Here is a 20,336-nt window from a genome sequence, read left to right as displayed (position 1 = left end):
GGCTCACTTAGGCAGTTGAACAGCATTTTTTGTCGTATCCTCTGCCAACGGTGTTTCATCAGTATTCGAAGAAGAGCGGTATGGGATGGGCAGGGTGATTCGAAACGTAGTACCCTGCCCTACTACTGAGTCGACTTTAATTTGCCCTCGGTGCAACTCAATGATACGTTTAGTAAGTGCCAGTCCAATACCATGTCCTTCGATAGTCATTGTTGTTTCGGAGCGGTAAAATGGCTCGAATATATGCCCCAAATCACTTTTTGAAATACCATATCCGTGATCGCTGAAAGTGAGTTGTATCTGTCCGCGCTCAAACGAAATACCAACTAACAAACGCTTTTCAGGCGAATATTTACAGCCATTTTCCATCAGATTCTGGAAGGCAGTCTGCAACAACGATCCTTCGCCATTAATTACTAACTCCTCTTCCTGATCGGGCAGATTTTCAAAGTCGATACTGATTTGATAATCAGGATTTTTGTTTAGAATAAGACTCTGCGCCTGCCATAATAATTCATCGATACGTACCGGTTTATAGTTATTGGTTGCAGTGTCGGCACTGGCCCGAGCCAGTTCAAGAAGGCCATTAACAAGCCTGATCATACTTTTTACCTCATCGAGCAATCCATCCAGCGTTGTTTCATATTCTTCTTTAGAGCGAGACTGCAAACGGGTTACTTCAATGTGCCCCATCATTACAGTCAGAGGTGTACGCAACTCATGCGATGCATGTGAGACAAAGCTTTTTTGTAGAATAAACGCTTCTTCCAAACGCGACAGCAGGTCGTTAAATGTACGAGCCATATCGGCCAGTTCGTCGCGCTGCCGACCAACATACACACGCTCGTGTATATTGGTTGCGGAAATCGAATTAACCTGCGCAATCAGCTCTGAAACAGGACGTAACGCATCAGTTGCAAACAAATATCCGGCAATACCAACGATTCCTAAACTAAGCACCCAGCCAAAAAACAGGATTTCGCGCAACCGTTCCAGCTTACTGAATCCATACCGATCGCTACCCGATGCTACAATAAGTAATGGCTCACCGTGTTGATTAATATGCTGAACACCAACGGCTTCAATACTATCCCGTTGTATATACTGGGTCTGACCAAGTGCAGCTTTTTTCAAAAAATCGGTGGAAGCCAAAAAGCGGGGGTTCTCCTCTCCCTGATTGAATATAATTACACCTTTTGAGTTGTAGATTGTTACCTGCTCGTTCACAATAGCGGGTAAATCGGCTTGCGGTACTTCGCCCACATCTTCGCGAAGCCGAACCATCGTAAAGGCCTTTTCTTCAAGGCGTTGCTGAAATTCCTGCTGCCGGAATTGATTGTAGAGGTAATAAACCGAGATGGTAAAAAGCAACAAAATAGACGCCACCAGCAGCATAAACAGGAGCGTCAGGCGAGTGCGGATATTCATACGTAGTAACTAATCATTAATTGTCGGTCGATAGTTAGTAGTAACCTAGCTTTAGTAGTATTTGCCTATCGACCGACAACTAAAAACTGTTCGCTACTCTTCTTTCAACATATACCCCATTCCAATAACTGTATGAATGAGTTTAGTTGGAAAATCTTTATCAATCTTCTTGCGTAGGAAATTTACGTAGACATCGATTACGTTGGTACCCGTATCGAAGTGAATATCCCAAACTTTTTCGGCAATATCTACCCGCGAGACAACACGCCCCCGGTTTCGCATAAGGTATTCGAGCAAACCAAACTCCTTGGCTGTCAAATCAATACGTTTATTTGACCGACGTGCAACCTTTTCGTTCAGATCTAATTCCAGATCAGCCACTTTCAGGATGTTGGCTTGCATACCGGCATCACTACTACGCTTGGTCAGTGCCCGCAGCCGAGCCATCAGTTCCCGAAATTCGAATGGTTTTACCAGATAATCATCGGCACCTGCTTCAAAGCCAGTGAGTTTGTCATCTACCGACCCCATTGCCGTTAGCATCAGTACAGGTGTACTATTTTTTTGCTGACGGATCGACTGAACTACATCGAATCCATTAAGTTTAGGTAGGTTAATATCCATAATAATCACGTCATACGGATTATTTAAGGCCATTGTTCGCCCAACCTGACCATCGAAAGCAACGTCTACTTCACAGGATTGCTCCTCCAGACCTTTCCTGACAAATGATGCCAGTTTGGGTTCGTCTTCAACTACCAGAATCTTCATATCAACAGAATACATAAGTCGCTTGTCTAAAAGAACGGAAGAATAGAAAATTAGTTATACTGCCAGTCATCGTTAAGTAAGCTTCCGGCAATAGCGTATACATCTGTTCGCGTCGACAATCTCAGGCAAGCGTATTAAAAGAAATTGAAAACAGTATTAAAAGGGTGTTAAACCTATTTTTTAATCCCAAACATCAACAAAATCAGGCGTCATTCATAGTTTATTCATCCGCCTACTGCCAAGGTACTAGTAGTAGACAAGACGCATCTCCTAGACAGTTAACTTATTTCCATTTTTACTAACATCTGATAGCCTGTTTCTATAGGATAATCAATTCCGGCTAGTTTCCCAAAGTGAATTAATTATCGATTAAATTACATACAAAATACGAAATATTGAGAATTAGTATACTCAAAAGCAACAAACGTATTTACGTAGTTGCTCTATAAATAGATTCGCGAACGCTGGACCGAACTCTACTATACTAGCTATACCCTAGTTAAGCCAAGCTTTTCGATCTCGAATCTAACTAATTGATAGCCAACAAAAAAGCCGCTCCGAAAATCGGGGCGGCTTTCCGCTTCTATCCACACCATTTCAAGACCAACGACCGGGCGGCCGCTGTATCTTGATGTTCAACCTTCCCTTTTGTAAAGGATTGTTTGCGCGAAACTACGCAATTTCTTTATATATCAACTCAAAACTTTTTTCCTTACCAAAAAGATAGCACAAAGTTTGTAATATCTTTTCAAGAAAACGACAATTTTTTACTAATATTATTAAACGTAGCAAATTACAGTATCGAAGGTGAAATCTGCCCTTTTAGAGTGTTTCTGAAGGTTAAATATAACAAAAAATAAACATACATAAACTTATTGTTTTTTATTTTTTGCGATAGTACCGCCTGTTTTTTAATATATAACAACAACAATAACGTCTGGCCTTGCCCATATTGTACAATTATATACGATCGACAGAAAATTATATAAATGTATTAGCTCTCGGTAAGAGACCTTTGTATATGTAAATTTTGTTATTCAGGTAGACACACTACGTTATACGAACGTGTAGCAAATAGTCGGCCAATTTATAATACAACTCATGAAAACAATTGCTTTTAAAACCAATATCAAATGTGGAGGCTGCATTGCCACCGTTACTCCTTTCCTGAACGATGCCGTTGGAGAAGGCCATTGGCAAGTAGACACCCATAATCCAAATAAAGTGCTGACCGTTGAAGCTGACAACGATACCGTTGTTCGGCAGGCTGTTGAAAAAGCTGGCTACAAAGCTGAGCTAATAAATTCGCCAGCATAATGAATACGCCCGTAACAGAACGTCATAATAAAGGCGGGCAGAATAGCACATCATCGACTGTACGCCAAACTTATCCGGTGCTCGAAATGAGCTGTGCCGCATGCGCCGTCAGTGTAGAGTCGATGTTAAAAAATACACCGGGAGTTATTGATGCCGGGGTCAACTATGCTAATCAGAGTGCGTGGGTTCAGTTCGATCAAGGCAACGTAACGCCGGTCGAGTTACAAAATGTGATTCGTTCGATTGGTTATGATCTGGTTATTGATACCGACGATCCACAGGCGATTCAGGAGGAAGCGCAGCAGCAACGGGCTCACGATATACACCAACGTACCATTTGGGCAATCGCCTTGTCGATACCTGTTGTTGTAATTGGCATGTTCTTTATGGATATGCCTTACGCGAACTGGATTATGATGGTGTTATCGGCTCCGGTAGTGTTTTGGCTTGGGCAATCCTTTTTTGTGAATGCATGGCGTCAGGCTCGCCACGGCAAAGCTAATATGGATACGCTGGTGGCGCTCAGCACCGGCATTGCTTTTGCGTTTAGCACATTTAATACGTTCTATCCCGAATTCTGGCATCAGCGAGGCTTGCATCCGCACGTCTACTTCGAAGCGGCTTCGGTTGTTGTTGCCTTTATATTACTAGGTAAGTTGCTCGAGGAGCGCGCAAAATCAAACACTACGTCAGCCATAAAAAAACTAATGGGACTGCAACCCAAAACAGTCTGGCTAGTCGAAAATGGTATAGAACGGGAGGTTCCTGTTACGTCGGTGCAAGTCGGGAATCTGTTATTGGTACGTCCCGGCGACAAAATCCCGGTGGATGGCTTAGTAGAATCCGGGCAATCGTATATTGACGAGAGTATGATTAGTGGCGAAGCATTACCCATTGAAAAACAGGCAGGAGCGCGTGTGTTTGCCGGTACCATTAATCAGAAAGGAAGCTTCCGGTTTCGGGCCGAAAAAGTTGGTGCCGATACGATGCTCGCTCAGATTATTCGTATGGTTCAGGAAGCGCAGGGTAGCAAAGCGCCTGTACAACGTATCGTCGATAAGATTGCGGGTATTTTTGTTCCTGTAGTACTGGTCATCGCTGTGCTCACGTTTGTAGTCTGGTTTTTCTTTGGTTCTTACCTGTCTGCTGACACTGATCCGCTTACTACCGCTCTGCTTACATCGGTTACGGTGTTGGTGATTGCCTGTCCATGTGCATTAGGATTAGCCACACCAACAGCGATTATGGTCGGGGTAGGCAAAGGTGCCGAAAATAATATTCTGATTAAAGACGCTGAAAGTCTGGAAATTAGCTATCGGGTCAACGCCATTGTACTCGACAAAACAGGCACAATTACCGAGGGGAAACCCGTTGTAACAGACATGATCTGGACAATTTCGGGTGATGAAAAACCGCTTCTGCAATCAATTCTCTACTCACTCGAAACCCAGTCAGAGCATCCGCTGGCCAATGCGGTTGCTACGTACCTGAAATCAGAAAAACACGTAACGCTCGAACGTTTTGAAAGTCTGACAGGACAAGGTGTTACGGCCAATTATCAGCACAATCAATACGTTGTTGGCAACCGAAACTTACTTAATAGCGTATTGATTCCGGTTGCAGAGAGTCTGTCTCAACAAGCAACTGATTTACAAAATCAGGCTAAAACGGTTGTCTTTTTTGCCCGGCGTCCTTTCGACTCTAACGGTTCAACAGGGCAACCTCAACTGCTTGCCATTATTGCAATTGCCGATCCGGTTAAACCGTCCTCGAAACACGCCATTAAAACGCTTCAACAGCTTGGTATTGAAACGTATATGCTAACTGGCGATAATCATCAGACCGCCAATGCTATAGCGAACGTAGTAGGGCTAAAACACTATCAGGCGGAAGTGATGCCTGCCGATAAAGCCAATTTTGTCAAACAGCTTCAGGATTCTGGCAACGTAGTAGCAATGGTTGGCGATGGTATCAACGACTCACAAGCGCTGGCGCAGGCCAACGTAAGTATTGCCATGGGTCACGGTTCCGACATTGCCATGGACGTAGCACGTATGACGCTCATAACGTCTGATTTGACCAGCGTACCGAAAGCCCTACAATTATCAAAGCAGACTGTCCGAGTTATTCGGCAGAATCTGTTCTGGGCATTTATTTATAACCTGATTGGTATACCGATAGCTGCGGGTGTGCTCTATCCGGCGTTTGGCTTTTTGCTCAATCCGATGCTGGCAGGAGCAGCCATGGCCTTGAGTTCGGTCTCGGTAGTGAGTAATAGTTTACGACTACGTAGCATGAAGCTACGTTAAGGTTACTGTTATACTACGTTCTTACGGCAAGCGTACATCAATTTTCTGTAAACAAAAGCGTATGACCGAAACAGGTACTACGCTTTTGTTATTTTTAGCCCATCTATAAACATGAATTCTGAATCCATGTTTACCCAGATAGTAGTGCCTTTCATACATTTTCTTAAAATCCGTCACGAATCTATTGTAGAGATTTGGTGGGCTAACAGGTAATTGTAATTTTGGCGGATAATTTTTGACTATTAATTCTTACAATTGATATGGCAACAGCCCTTGATGCGTCTACCCAGGAACGTGTAGACAAATGGCTTAGTGGCAATTACGACGCTGCTACAAAAGAATCTATCCAGCACCTCATCGATTCTGGCAACGTAACCGAACTAACTGATTCATTTTATCGTGATCTTGAATTTGGTACAGGCGGTCTCCGTGGGGTTCTAGGCGTTGGTTCAAATCGGATGAACCGTTACACAGTTGGAGCTGCTACACAGGGCCTTTCGAACTATATCAATGCAGCCTTTCCGGGTCAGGATGTCAGCGTGGCAATTGCTCACGACAGCCGCCGAATGAGTCCAGAATTTGCTCGTCTGGCAGCCGATATCTTTTCGGCAAATGGTATCAAAGTATATTTGTTCAGCAGCCTCCGGCCAACACCAGAGCTTTCGTTTGCTATTCGCCAGTTGGGTTGCCAGAGCGGTATTGTTGTCACGGCGTCACACAATCCACCGGAGTATAACGGCTATAAAGTATACTGGAATGATGGTGGACAGGTGGTTTCTCCACACGATAAAGCAATTATCGGCGAGGTTAGCAAAATTACCTCTATCGATGCCGTTAAGTTTGACGGCGTTCCCGAAAAAATCCACCTTATCGACGAAGAAATCGATGCGCCTTACGTAGAGCGTCTCAAGTCGAATGCGGTTAATCCCGATGTAATCAAGCGGCAGGCAAACCTGAATATTGTATATACGCCAATCCACGGAACAGGCATTACGTTGGTGCCACGAGTGCTCGATGCACTGGGCTTCAATAACGTACATATTGTTGAGCAACAAGCTACACCCGATGGTAATTTCCCGACCGTAAAATCGCCAAACCCCGAAGAACGTGCCGCTATGCAGCTCGCGCTGGATCTGGCCAATTCGCTGGATGCCGACCTCGTGATGGCAACCGACCCCGACGCCGACCGCGTAGGCGCTGGAGCTCGCAATCATCATGGCGAATTTGAGTTGCTGAACGGCAATCAGATGGCCAGTCTGATTATTTATTACCTGCTCAACGCCTGGAAAAAAGCAGGCAAACTGACGGGTAAAGAGTTTGTAGCGAAAACCATCGTTACAACCGATCTGATCGATCAGATGTGTAAAAACTACGGTGTTACGTGCTACAATACGCTAACCGGGTTTAAATACATTGCCGAAGTTATCCGCGAGCTGGAAGGCAAAGAGAAATTCATCGGCGGTGGCGAAGAAAGCTACGGTTACCTGATCGGTGATTTTGTACGTGATAAAGATGCCATTGCTTCCTGCGCTATCATCGCCGAACTGACTGCCTATGCCAAAGATCAGGGACTGAGCCTGTTCGATATGCTGATGGCGATGTATCAGGAAAATGGCTTCTATTATGAATCGCTGGTATCGCTTACCAAAAAAGGGAAGTCAGGGGCCGAAGAAATTCAGCAGATGATGGCAGATTTCCGTGCCAATCCGCCTAAATCAATCGCAGGTTCGCCGGTAGTACGTATCGACGATTACAAAGCATTGACTCGTCTGGACGCAAGTTCAGGTACTACGTCAGCCATTGAAGCGGGTAAAATGGGAATCGAATCATCGAACGTATTACAGTTCTTTACCGAAGATGGCACCAAAGTATCGGCACGGCCATCAGGCACTGAGCCAAAAATTAAATTTTATGTAAGCGTTCGTGAGCCACTTGAGAGCAAGGAAGCTTTCGACGATACGTATGCCAAACTCAAAGAAAAAGTTCAAAAAGTGATTGACGAATTGCAGTTAACGTAGACACGTAGCTATCAATTTCTCAACAATTTCTACTTAAATCCCACTTCTCAGGAAGTGGGATTTTTTTATGCGCATTACGTCATATTTAAAATTATTAGAAGATTGATTAGAATTTTACGATGATCGCCTTTGAGGAATAATACTTATGTATTTAGTGCAGTTTTTCTGTTCTATTTTTCACCTATTCTAATTATTTCCTATGGTAATCAACGCTTTACGACAAGCGTACCGCACATCTATGCTACTAATTGTATGTTGGCTGATGTGCGTAGGGGCTTTTGCCCAGGATCGCAAAATCTCCGGCCGTGTTACGGACGGAACCGACAACAACCCACTTCCCGGCGCAAACGTAGTGATAACGGGCACGCAGGTGGGTATGGTTACTGACGCCAATGGTCAGTTTTCGCTAAACGTTCCATCGGGACGTAATACCCTCACCGTATCGGCCATCGGCTTTGTAGCACAGGAAATTACAATTGGCAACCGCACTACCATCGACATTACGCTGGCTGCTGACATTAAAACCCTGAATGAGGTTATTGTAACAGGTTATGGCGCACAAGCCAAACGTGATATCACTGGCGCAGTGGCAACGGTGGACATGAAGGAGGCTCTCAAAGTTCCGTCTACCAACGTAGCACAGGCTTTACAGGGGCGCGTAGCTGGGGTAACCGTTGGTAACGATAACTCGCCGGGTGGTGGCGTTATGGTACGTATTCGTGGTTTCGGTACTATCAACGACAACTCTCCTCTTTACGTTATCGACGGCGTACCGACAAAAGGCAACCTGAACACCCTTAACCCGAACGACATCGAAAGTCTACAGGTATTAAAGGATGCTTCGGCAGCTTCGATCTATGGTTCCCGCGCGGGTAACGGCGTTGTTATTATTACAACTAAAAAAGGGAAAGCGGGTAAGCCAAAATTCACCTATGATGCCTATTACGGCGTTGCACGGCCGGGGAAATTTCCTGAACTTGTTAACACACAGGACTTTGCCAGCTTGATTTGGGAATCTCGTCGTAACGCTGGTAATCTGGTTAATGGCAATCCTAAACACGCCCAGTTCGGCAATGGCGCATCGCCCGTTATCCCGGATTATATTTTTCCGGATGGTGCTTCGGAAGGTGACCCTCGGCTGGCTAAAGATGCTAACGGAAATTTTGTCAACTACACTACAGATGTTGACAATTCTGCCTTTAGAACATCGAAATGGTTAATCACCAAAGCTAACAAAGAAGGCACCAACTGGTTCAACGAGATTTTCTCCGATGCACCAATTCAGAATCACCAGATTGGCGTTACGGGCGGTAACGAAGGTGGTCGTTACGCAATGTCGGCCAACTATTTCGATCAGGAAGGTATTCTGAAATATACGTGGTATAAGCGTTATTCGATCCGGGCAAACACTGAGTTTAACGTAACGAAACGGATTCGGGTCGGCGAAAATATTCAGTTTGCTTACGGCGAGCGCGTTGGTGGTTCTAACTCAACTCAAAGTGCTACAGCCAATAACAACGAAAGTAACGCCATTTCGATGGCGTATCGGATTCAGCCAATCATTCCGGTTTACGACGTAGCAGGGAATTTCGCTGGTACAAAAGGTGGTGACCTCGACAATGCCCGTAACCCGGTCGCGCTGCTTTATCGGAACAAAGACAACGTCGGTAAAGAGCTACGTTTCTTTGGTAATGCCTACGCTGAAGTAGACATTCTGAAAAACCTGACAGCTAAAACCAGCTTTGGTATCGACTACAATACGTATAATATCCGGGCCTATACGCCACGTGATATTGAATCGTCAGAAGCCGCTACGGCCAACTCTATGTTTACACGTAACGAGATTGGCTATACCTGGACCTGGTATAATACGTTGACATATAATGCTGAAATTGGCTCATCGATCCGGTATAACATATTACTTGGAACCGAATCGATCAAAAACAATTTCGAGTTCTTCCGCGCCGACCGTTCCCGTTTTGCCAACGACGATCTATATAATCGCTATCTCGATGCCGGTAACGCTGGAACGCAAACCAATACGGGCGGTGGCTCTGACTGGAAATTAGCGTCTGAATTCGCGAAAGCCAGCTTCTCGTTCTTCGACAAATACCTACTCGATGGAACAATCCGTCGTGACCGTTCTTCGCGTTTTGCTGCTGCCAATCGGGTTGCTTATTTTCCGGCAGTATCGGCCGGTTGGCGGGTATCGCAGGAAAATTTCCTGAAGCCTGTTACGTGGATCAACGATTTGAAAATCCGTGCGGCTTACGGTCAAACGGGTAACCAGGAAATTGGTAACTACAACCCGTTCCTTATTTACGGAACTGCACCTACAACGGCTTTCTACGACCTGAACGGATCACGCACATCGTCACTGCAAGGCTATGAGCTTCAACAATTTGGCAACCCAAATGCGAAATGGGAAACCACTACGTCGGTTGACTTTGGGGTAGATGCTTCGCTCTTCAAAGGGAAGCTGGACGTTACGTTCGACTGGTTCAACCGTGTTACGTCGGATGCGCTGTTCCCGGTTGAAGTACAGTTTACTCAGGGGCAAGCTACGAACCCATTCCAGAACATTGCTTCGTTCCGCAACAGAGGATTTGAATTAGGGCTGAACCACAGCGGCAAGCTGATGAATGGTGACTTCACCTACAGCATTGGCGCCAACATTTCGACCTACCGAAATCTGGTAACGAAAACCGATGGTAATCCATCTACGCAGTATTTTGGCTTTACACCCCGGATTCCGGCTATGACCGTAACCCAGCAGGATTATCCAATTTCGTCGTTCTTTGGTTACGTCATCGACGGTATTTTCCAGACGGACGAAGAAGCATCTAAAGCCGCCGTTCAATTCGGTGGTGGCCTGAACAATAAAGCCGGGCAATTCCGTTTCCGCGATCTGAATGGTGATGGCATCATCAACGCCAGCGACCGACAGGTTATTGGCAACCCTCATCCAAAAATGGCTTATGGCCTGAACCTGAATCTGGGCTATAAGAACTTTAACCTCACCATATTTGGTCAGGGTGTATATGGTAACGAAATCTTCAACTACAACCGTTACTGGACTGACTTTCAAACTTTTGGCGGCATACGTAGTAAACGGATGTGGGAAGATTCATGGCGTCCGGGCAAAACAGATGCTAAACTGCCACAACTCCGCTCGAACGATAACATCAGCTCAAACCCATCGACGTATTATCTGGAACCCGGTTCGTACCTGCGGATGAAAAACATCCAGCTTTCGTACAATCTGCCACGTACGCTGATGGGCAAATTGGGACTGAGCAATGCCATGATTTACATTCAGGGACAAAACCTGTTTACGGTTACTAATTACAGCGGTCTAGATCCTGAAATCAACCTGCGTGATTCAGGCGGTACGGGTAACGACCGTCACATTGGCGTTGATGAAGGTGCTTATCCAGTGTCGAAAACGATGCTTGTTGGCTTGAATCTGGCATTCTAATGAACCAAAATTTGCAAAAGACATCATGAAAAAAAGTATAATATGGGCTGCTTTCCTGACCATTGGTTCATTAACAGCCTGCAAAGATTCTTTCCTCGACGTACAGCCTAAAGCTGTGCTCGGTCCTCAGAGTTTCAATAATGCAACAGGCGTAAACTACCTCCTTATCGGCGCTTATTCGCTCCTCGATGGCTGGGGTTCGGGTGGTACGTCGTATCACTCGGCGGCCGATAACTGGGTATTCGGTGCCGTAGGTGCTGACGATGCCTACAAAGGCTCAACAGCGGGTGACCAACCTGATATTTCGTATATCGAATTCAAGAGTATTCAGCCAGATAACGGTTATTTCCGGGGGAAATGGCGGGTTGCTTACGATGGAGTTGCCCGCTCGAACGACGTATTACAGACGCTTGAGAAGGTTACCGACATGACCGATGCTGATAAGCTTCAGATTCGGGCACAGGTTCGGTTCCTGCGTGGTCACTATCATTTTGAGGCCAAGAAAGTGTTCAATATGGTGCCTTACATCGATGAAAAAACGTATAACCCGACCGATCTGAACAGCACAAAAGTGCCTAACGACAAGGATATCTGGCCAAATATTGAAGCTGACTTCAAATTTGCTTACGATAACCTGCCAGCAAAACAATCGCAGGTAGGTCGGCCTACCAAATGGGCGGCTGCCGGTATGCTGGCCAAGGCTTATATTTTCCAGAAAAAATGGGCTGAGGCAAAGCCGCTCTTAGAAGCAATTGTGGCCAGTAATCAGTACAAATTGATGGATAGGTACCACGATAACTATAAAACCACTACCAACAACAATGCTGAATCGATTTTTGAAATTCAGTTTTCGGTAAACGATGGTACGGGCGAAAATGGAAACAACGGTGCCGTTTTGAACTATCCTTACGGTGGTCCAACAACTTGCTGCGGTTTCTTCCAGCCTTCGCAGAACCTCGTGAACGCCTTCCAGACCGACGCAAATGGTTTGCCCCTGCTCGATACGTTCAATAATACGGATGTTTCAAACGATCAGGGACTTGAATCGACACAACCATTTACACCTTTTGCTGGCCGGTTAGACCCTCGTCTGGACTGGACTGTAGGTCGTCGTGGTATTCCTTATCTCGACTGGGGACTCATGCCCGGTAAAGCCTGGGTTCGTGATCAAGGCAATGGCGGTCCTTATGAGCCGAAAAAGCACTTATTTTATCGGACCGACGTAGGAACGAACACGTTTGCAAGTAACAACCGACTCAATGCCAACAACTACCGAATTCTGCGCTTAGCGCATGTATATCTGTGGCTGGCAGAAATTGAAATTGAAGTTGGCTCTGTAGAAAAAGCGCGTGAATACGTCAATCTGATCCGGAAACGTGCCGCAAACACCGATGGCTTTGTAAAAATGGACAACGGTACGTCTGCCGCTAACTACGCAGTGGGTCAGTACACGCAGGCATGGTCCGACAAAGCAGTGGCTCGTAAAGCAGTACAGTTTGAGCACCGCCTAGAATTTGGTATGGAGGGTCACCGATTCTTCGACTTAGTTCGCTGGGGCATTGCCGCTGAAACGCTGAACGCGTACATGCAGAAAGAATCCAACATGCGGACGTATTTTAAAGGTGCTACGTTCGTGAAAGGTAAGCACGAATATTACCCAATTCCGTTACAGGAAATTCTGAATAGTAAAGTAAACGGGCAAGCAACGTTGAAGCAGAATCCGGGATACTAAGCCTAAATGATAAAAATGAGCAGTTGGCCTAGATGCCGACTGCTCATTTTTTATAGATGGCTACCAATCATCTACTACGCTGTTTATCAGAAGGTAACAGACATTTTTCATGCAAAATCATTTGTTAATAGAATACTAACGTTGGTGATTTGGGGGATTGGAATCCTGAATGAACGTAGCATGTAGTCAATAAGCGATTATATGGTCTGACAGGTCGAAGTTGTACGGTATAAAAATGCGTATCTTTGCGCGCCGTTACGTTACATTCGAATGACACTACGTATTGAACATCCCGACGAACTTCCTACTGCTGCCCGCCAGTTGTTGGCCGAAGGCCGTAGTCAGCCAGTCTGGTTGTTTGAAGGCGAAATGGGTACCGGAAAAACAACATTGATAAAGGCATTATGTCGTGTATTAGGTGTTGTGAGTATTGTTCAAAGCCCAACCTTTTCGATTGTAAACGAATACACCACCCACGAGGGGAAATCGGTATTTCACTTCGATTGTTATCGACTACGTAACGAAGCGGAAGCAATGGATATAGGTATCGAAGAATATTTCGATTCAGGCGATTTTTGTTTTGTTGAATGGCCAGCACGAATTCAATCGATCTGGCCTACTACATATTATCAGATCTCGCTTTCGGAAGCTCCAGATGGGGGCCGACAGATTGATACTGAAATGGTTGCATAGTTTTGGTATTCTGTTCATGATCAATCGATTATGAACCGTAAACTTTTTAGAAGTGACTGGATTTGAGGAGTTAGCCAAACAAACGGCGTTATATCCGAAAGAAGCCCCACTGGCTGTTAAAACCAACCAGCATAGTTTGTTGATTGGTTTACCGAAAGAAGTATCGCTTCAGGAAAACCGAATTGCACTTACACCAGAAGCGGTATCGATTCTGGTACGTAATGGCCATAACGTAATTGTGGAGCAGGGTGCTGGCGAAAAAGCAAAATTCACCGATAATGAATATAGCGAAGCCGGAGCCCAGATTGCCCATTCGCCTAAAGAAGTTTATCAGGCGGCCAATTTAATTCTGAAAGTCGAGCCACTGGTCGAAGCAGAATTTAAGTACGTTCAGTCGGGTAGCACCATTATCTCAGCCGTGAACTTACCCGCTCATGACCGCGATTATTTTGAGAAACTCAATAATAAGCAACTCACCTCTTTTGGCTACGAATACATTGAGGATCAGAGTGGTGGCTTGCCAGTTATTCGTTCCATGAGCGAAATTGCCGGTAGCACGGTGATGCTGATTGCTGGTGAGCATTTAAGCAATGCAGATAATGGTCGGGGCATTATTCTGGGAGGTATAACTGGAGTTCCGCCAACGAAAGTTGTGATGCTAGGGGCCGGAACCGTTACTGAATATGCCATTCGAACAGCTCTTGGAATGGGAGCCGACGTAAAGGTTTTCGACAAACACCTTTATAAACTTCAGCGACTTAAATATGCGGTTGGGCAGCACATTTACACATCGATCATTGACTCTGATACGTTAGGAGAAGCGATTCAGCGGGCCGATCTGGTTATCGGTGCGATGCGTGCCGAAGATGGTTTAAGCCCGATAGTCGTAACTGAAGAGATGGTTGGGCGGATGAAGCCGGGTTCGGTTATTATCGACGTATCGATTGATCAGGGCGGCAATTTCGAAAGCTCCCGAATGACCACGCACAAAGAGCCCACCTACAAACATCTGGGTGTTATTCACTATTGCGTACCAAACATTGCTGCTCGTGTAGCTTATACAGCTAGTATGGCCCTGAGTAACATATTTTTACCTTTTCTACTCTCAACTGGCACTAACGGCGGTATTGAGCAGATGATGTATGCGAACCGTTGGTTTATGAAAGGTGTTTATACGCATAAGGGCACCTTGACGAATGCGTACATTGCCCGGAAATTCAATATGCGGTTCAAGGATTTAGACCTTCTGCTGGCAGCAAGATTTTAACTTTAGTATCAGGAGCGAGTATTGAGTAGTGAGAATGTTGATGCGTCAGCTATTCTCACTACTCAATACTTACTCCTCACTCCTAAAAAAATGATTAATCACAGCAACGAAAATACGATACTTGACGATGCCAACTCCTATGATGTTAATAAGAAACTCATGGGTGCTGTTTCTTCCGACTTCATAAAAGTGGCAGAGCAATTAAAAGAGGCATCGTACCAGATCCGGAAACGTGGTTTTTCGGAAAATCCAGTTTTTGTATCCTCTCAGCAGGACGTACCTGTCGGGCAGTTACTTATTGGTGCTGGTGAGCTTGAGAATAGGTGGAATTACAAGGCTTCTTTTCTGGATGAATTTATCCAGCGCGGTCTGATTGGTCAGGAGTCCATCGACCTGTGGAAAGAAAATTATAAAGCACCAGATGAGTATTGCTGTCTGTTTGTTGTTCAAGGGGATTTTGCTGGTTTTATTTATATTCCCTACCCCGAAGATTAGACCGATTATTGTAATACCCTACCATAAAAACCCTATTCGGATTGTTGATTTTATGGTATTTTCTCTTACGCCGATTGCTCAGCATTCGGCGTTTGTTTTTTCTCCTCACTAATAATACTTTTTTGAGAAACCCTTTTGCTAAAAAATCCCTAAGAATGGCTTTCCCCATTGAGTTAGGTTACGTTGCAAAATCGTCATAAAATTGCTACAAACGCCCTATAAGCCGTTTAGAAGCTCACCTATATAAGACCAACTGAGTATTCAAAAAAAAACGGTATATTAAGGCAATCTTACCAAAAAACGATAGGAAAAGATCGAGTTTTTTTGTATTTTTACAATCTATAAAACACGTTGTGTAGAGGATAATACGTGAACCCTGAACAACAAATTTTCTGATATTTTTCATTCTGACATGACCAACGAATTGATAGAAGAAGACGCTCCTGCTGAAACAAAGTCAAACGGTACCTACGGGGCTGATAACATCACTGTTCTGGAGGGTCTGGAGGCCGTTCGTAAACGCCCAGCCATGTATATCGGCGATGTCGGCATTCGGGGGTTACACCATTTGATTTGGGAGGTCGTTGACAACTCGATTGACGAAGCGCTGGCGGGTTATTGTGACCGTATCAGTGTTACCATAAATCCAGATAATTCCATCACCGTAAAAGATAACGGACGCGGAATTCCGACGGGTATCAATACCAAAATGGGTAAATCTGCACTCGAAATCGCACTGACGATTTTGCACGCAGGTGGTAAATTCGATAAAGACACGTATAAAGTATCGGGTGGTCTGCACGGCGTTGGTGTTTCCTGCGTGAATGCGCTCTCTACCGATTTGCGTGTAGAAGTTCACCGGGAAGGCAAAGTTTTTGAACAGGAATATAAAATTGGCATACCTCAGTACGATGTTCGCGTTATTGGCGATGCTGCTGATACAGGCACTACGGTTCATTTCAAACCCGATGGTAGTATCTTCACAGAAACCATTTATCGCTATGAAACCATTGCCGGTCGTCTGCGTGAACTAGCGTATCTGAACAAAGGCATCCGCATTTTCCTGACTGACCTTCGCGAAATGGATGAGAATAACATGCCTGTTAATCAGGAAGAATTCTTTTCGGAAGGTGGTTTGATTGAGTTTGTCCAGTTTCTGGACGAAACCCGGCCTGCCTTAGACGGTATGAAACCCGTCTATATGGAAAGCGACAAAGGCTCAACGCCCGTGCAGGTAGCGCTGGTTTATAACTATGAGGCTGGTGAGAACGTATTGTCGTATGTGAACAACATCAATACGCACGAAGGCGGCACGCACGTACAGGGTTTCCGTTCGGCGTTGACGCGCGTACTCAAAAACTACGCAGATAAAAACCCCGGTGTATTACCCAAGAATGCGGGTAAAGTGACGTTTAGTGGCGAAGATTTCCGGAAAGGTCTGACAGCCGTTATCTCGGTAAAAGTTCAGGAACCTCAGTTTGAGGGGCAGACCAAGACGAAATTAGGAAATCAGGAGGTGGTAAGTGCAGTAAGTCAGGCAATGGCCGATCTGCTCGAAACCTGGCTGGAAGAAAATCCTAAAACTGCCGCCGGTATTGTCAAGAAAGTACTGGTATCTGCTCAGGCACGTATCGCTGCTGATCTGGCCTACAAACGTATTATGACGGAGCGGAAGGATTTTATGGGCGGCATGGGCTTACCCGGCAAACTGGCCGACTGCTCAGACACTGATCCAGAAAAATGTGAGCTTTATCTCGTTGAGGGAGACTCGGCTGGTGGTACCGCCAAACAAGGTCGTAACCGGGCGTATCAGGCCATTTTACCACTACGTGGTAAAATCCTGAACGTAGAGAAGGCCATGGAGCACAAAATCTACGAAAACGAAGAGATTAAAAATATATGGACGGCCCTGGGCATCCGGCTTGAGAAGAAAGATGATGAAACAGTCATGAATCTGGAGAAACTCCGGTATCACAAAATCATTATCATGACCGATGCCGACGTCGATGGAAGCCACATCAGAACATTGATCTTAACATTGTTTTACCGGAACATGAAAGCGCTGATCGACAATGGCTATATATACATTGCTCAGCCTCCGCTTTATCTGGTAAAAAAAGGAAAAGAAGAGCGCTACTGCTGGACAGAAGGGCAGCGTGAAGCTGCGGTAAAAGAGCTGGCCGGTAGCGGAAAAGAAGAAAACGTAGGAGTGCAACGCTACAAAGGACTAGGCGAAATGAACGCCGAACAGCTTTGGAGCACAACCATGAACCCAGACACACGTAGTCTGAAGGTAGTAACGGTAGAATCTGCTGCCGACGCCGATCACGTTTTCTCGACGCTAATGGGAGATGAAGTTGCCCCCCGACGCGACTTCATTGAACGAAACGCCAAATACGCCCGAGTGGATGTTTAACTGAATGATAACATAGAGCGGGCCGAATAGCCCGCTTTTTTGTTTTATTTCAAAGTTTTGAATTGAATATGCGTTATTCCTTTAAACCTAACCGCGCATTACTCAGCAAATTCGTTTCCCGGTTCACATCCAGCCGGTCGAGTTCTCCTAATCCGGTAATTGAAAAAATGGCAAAAGTCAGTGAAAAAGTTAGCAGTGTTATAGATCAGAGTGATTATCTGAGTCGTGATTTAAGCTGGTTAAAATTCAACGAGCGCGTACTCGATCAGACACGTAGCACGAGCCGGACGCTCATGGAACGGCTAAAGTTTCTGGCAATTTCGGCATCTAACCTCGATGAGTTCTTTATGATTCGGGTGGGTAGTCTTTATAATTATCTGGATTACCACAAACAGCGTGTCGACTATTCAGGCTTACGCGAAGTACCGTTTCGGAAAGCGCTCTTCACGGCAGCACATCAATTTTCACAAGATCAGCAGGCTGTTTTTCTAGATCAGTTACTTCCTCTATTTGAAGAGAACGGCCTCCAACTTGTTGGCTATGACGAGTTAGCCAAAGAAGAGCAGGTTGAAGCGAACAACTACTTTGATCGCACAATCTATCCTACGCTGACGCCAATGGTGTATGACTATACGCACACCTTTCCGGTATTGCTGGCTAAGGTGCTTATTTTCGGCGTAGTCACCCAAAATCCGGAAGTTGCCCCTACACCCGGTTCACGTCTGGAAGATGAAGAAGATAGACAGCGTCTTTCGTTTGTTCAGATTCCGGCTAACCTTCCTCGATTCGTACCCTTCGAACGCGATAATCTTGTCGTTTTTGTGCCGATAGAAGAAATTATTCGGCATAATATCAAAAAACTATACCGGAATATCAGCATTACGGCGGTCAGTTTATTCCGTATCACACGTAACGGCGATTTTACCCTCGACGAGGACGAAGATGATGAAGTAGATTTTATTGATGAAGTACGTCAGAAAATCAAAAATAGACGCCTTGGACGAGTAACACGGCTGGAAATTGAAACTGAAGAAAATACAGACGAGCCCTCTCCCTGGATGATCAATCTGTTAAAAAAACGGTGGGAGATCGATGAGCTAAACATTTTCGAATCGCAAACATTACTCGATTTTTCGGCATTCTGGCAAATTATCGGAAATCCCGAATTCAAAGATGATATGCCTCTCCCCCACGCGCCAGTGCCACCGCTGGGATTGGGCAGAGATAAAAACGATGACATTTTCGAGCTGATAAAACAGCGCGATTTATTGCTCCATCACCCATATAATAACTTCGAACCGGTGCTTCAATTGCTTGAACAAGCGGCCGAAGACCCGAACGTATTAGCTATCAAGATTACCCTTTATCGACTGGCAAAGCGGTCACGTATCACCGAAGCTCTGTTAAAAGCAGCCGAGAATGGTAAACACGTATCGGTTTTGTTTGAAGTAAAAGCCCGGTTCGATGAAGAAAACAACATCCGGGAAGCCCAGCGGCTCCAGAAAGCAGGGTGCTTTGTCATCTACGGTATCAGCCGATATAAAACACATACCAAACTATTACTGGTTGTCCGATCAGAAGGCAATCGCGTGGTACGTTATGCGCACATGGCTACCGGAAATTATAATGAAGATACGTCGAAACTGTATACCGATGTTGGCCTGTTAACTACCAATGAAACATATACACACGACATTTCGGAGTTCTTCAACGTAATTACCGGTCATTCCGTACCGAACGAATATCAGTACTTAATTACCGCCCCTCGCGACATGCGCGATCAGCTTCTCCGTTTGATACGTTGTGAAGCAGACAATGCACAGCGAGGTATGCCAAGCGGAATCTGCTTTAAGGTTAACTCACTGGAAGACCGACAGATAATTGACGAATTATACAAAGCTTCTCAGGCTGGTGTCCCGGTTCGATTAATTGTACGTAGCATTTGCTGTTTACGTCCTCACCGTACCGGTTTAAGTGAAAACATAACAGTACGGTCTGTTGTCGGCGATTTTCTGGAGCATACCCGCATTTATTATTTCCATAACAACGGCGATCCAAAAGTATATGGCGGCAGTGCCGACGTAATGGTACGTAGTTTCGACCGACGTATTGAATCATTGTTTTATTTCGCCGACACCCGCGTGAAGCAATTGGCTATGCTGATTCTAAGCTATAATCTCCGCGACAACGTCAATGCGTATGAGTTAGAGGAAGACGGTAACTTCAAAAAATGTGAAGTTGCAGACGGAGATAAACCGTTTAATATGCATAAGGAATTTTTCGAGGTAACCGAGAAAGAAGCGATGGCAGTACGTTTATTCGATTCCGAAATCAAACCGGCTGAAGTTGCCAAGATTGAAGAAGAGTATCAGGAAGGAGCTGAACGGGCCATAGCTGACATTTAGTAAATAT

At 45.2% G+C, this 20,336-nt stretch carries 12 protein-coding genes; 10 read left to right on the top strand and 2 right to left on the bottom strand.

All coding sequences use genetic code 11. The annotated features are described in order from the left end of the window. Window positions 1–3 precede the first annotated feature (3 nt). Together ACYVD4_RS11555 and ACYVD4_RS11550 are read right to left on the bottom strand one after the other, a co-directional pair. On the bottom strand, window positions 4–1,428 hold the full coding sequence (locus tag ACYVD4_RS11555; protein WP_460945635.1) for a sensor histidine kinase: 1,425 nt from the start codon (window positions 1,426–1,428) through the stop codon (window positions 4–6). A gap of 93 nt (window positions 1,429–1,521) precedes the next feature. Further along, complete coding sequence (locus ACYVD4_RS11550; protein WP_460946215.1) at window positions 1,522–2,199, bottom strand: response regulator; 678 nt, start codon at window positions 2,197–2,199, stop codon at window positions 1,522–1,524. A gap of 1,101 nt (window positions 2,200–3,300) precedes the next feature. On the opposite strand from ACYVD4_RS11550, the gene ACYVD4_RS11545 reads away from it, so the two are divergent. The 10 genes from ACYVD4_RS11545 (at window position 3,301) to ppk1 (ending at window position 20,329) form a co-directional block, all read left to right on the top strand. Continuing rightward, window positions 3,301–3,516, top strand: coding sequence for a heavy-metal-associated domain-containing protein (locus ACYVD4_RS11545; protein WP_460945633.1), 216 nt, complete (start codon window positions 3,301–3,303; stop codon window positions 3,514–3,516). Beyond that, entirely contained in the window at window positions 3,516–5,825 is a 2,310-nt protein-coding gene (locus ACYVD4_RS11540) for a heavy metal translocating P-type ATPase (protein ID WP_460945631.1), read from the top strand. Before ACYVD4_RS11545 ends, ACYVD4_RS11540 begins: the two co-directional genes overlap by 1 nt. Before the next feature lie 260 nt (window positions 5,826–6,085). Beyond that, window positions 6,086–7,843 carry a phospho-sugar mutase gene (locus ACYVD4_RS11535; RefSeq protein ID WP_460945629.1) on the top strand — a complete coding sequence of 586 codons (1,758 nt, stop codon included), beginning with the start codon at window positions 6,086–6,088 and terminating at the stop codon, window positions 7,841–7,843. Window positions 7,844–8,081: 238 nt separating this feature from the next. Next, on the top strand, window positions 8,082–11,321 hold the full coding sequence (locus ACYVD4_RS11530) for a SusC/RagA family TonB-linked outer membrane protein (RefSeq protein ID WP_460945627.1): 3,240 nt from the start codon (window positions 8,082–8,084) through the stop codon (window positions 11,319–11,321). Between the two features lie 25 nt (window positions 11,322–11,346). Then, window positions 11,347–13,053, top strand: coding sequence for a RagB/SusD family nutrient uptake outer membrane protein (locus ACYVD4_RS11525; RefSeq protein WP_460945625.1), 1,707 nt, complete (start codon window positions 11,347–11,349; stop codon window positions 13,051–13,053). Between the two features lie 270 nt (window positions 13,054–13,323). Beyond that, window positions 13,324–13,746, top strand: coding sequence for a tRNA (adenosine(37)-N6)-threonylcarbamoyltransferase complex ATPase subunit type 1 TsaE (gene tsaE / locus ACYVD4_RS11520; RefSeq protein WP_460945623.1), 423 nt, complete (start codon window positions 13,324–13,326; stop codon window positions 13,744–13,746). Between the two features lie 52 nt (window positions 13,747–13,798). Then, on the top strand, window positions 13,799–15,013 hold the full coding sequence (locus ACYVD4_RS11515; RefSeq protein WP_460945621.1) for an alanine dehydrogenase: 1,215 nt from the start codon (window positions 13,799–13,801) through the stop codon (window positions 15,011–15,013). Window positions 15,014–15,103: 90 nt separating this feature from the next. Further along, a complete protein-coding gene (locus tag ACYVD4_RS11510; protein WP_460945619.1) occupies window positions 15,104–15,508 on the top strand; it encodes a hypothetical protein in 405 nt (134 codons plus the stop codon). Between the two features lie 412 nt (window positions 15,509–15,920). Continuing rightward, complete coding sequence (gene gyrB, locus ACYVD4_RS11505) at window positions 15,921–17,924, top strand: DNA topoisomerase (ATP-hydrolyzing) subunit B (protein WP_460945617.1); 2,004 nt, start codon at window positions 15,921–15,923, stop codon at window positions 17,922–17,924. Window positions 17,925–17,992: 68 nt separating this feature from the next. After that, on the top strand, window positions 17,993–20,329 hold the full coding sequence (gene ppk1, locus ACYVD4_RS11500) for a polyphosphate kinase 1 (protein WP_460945615.1): 2,337 nt from the start codon (window positions 17,993–17,995) through the stop codon (window positions 20,327–20,329). Window positions 20,330–20,336: the final 7 nt, after the last annotated feature.

Source organism: Spirosoma daeguense (assembly GCF_054776875.1).
The sequence above is the reverse complement of the archived record's forward strand: the minus strand, read 5'-3'. Positions and strand labels throughout refer to the sequence as shown.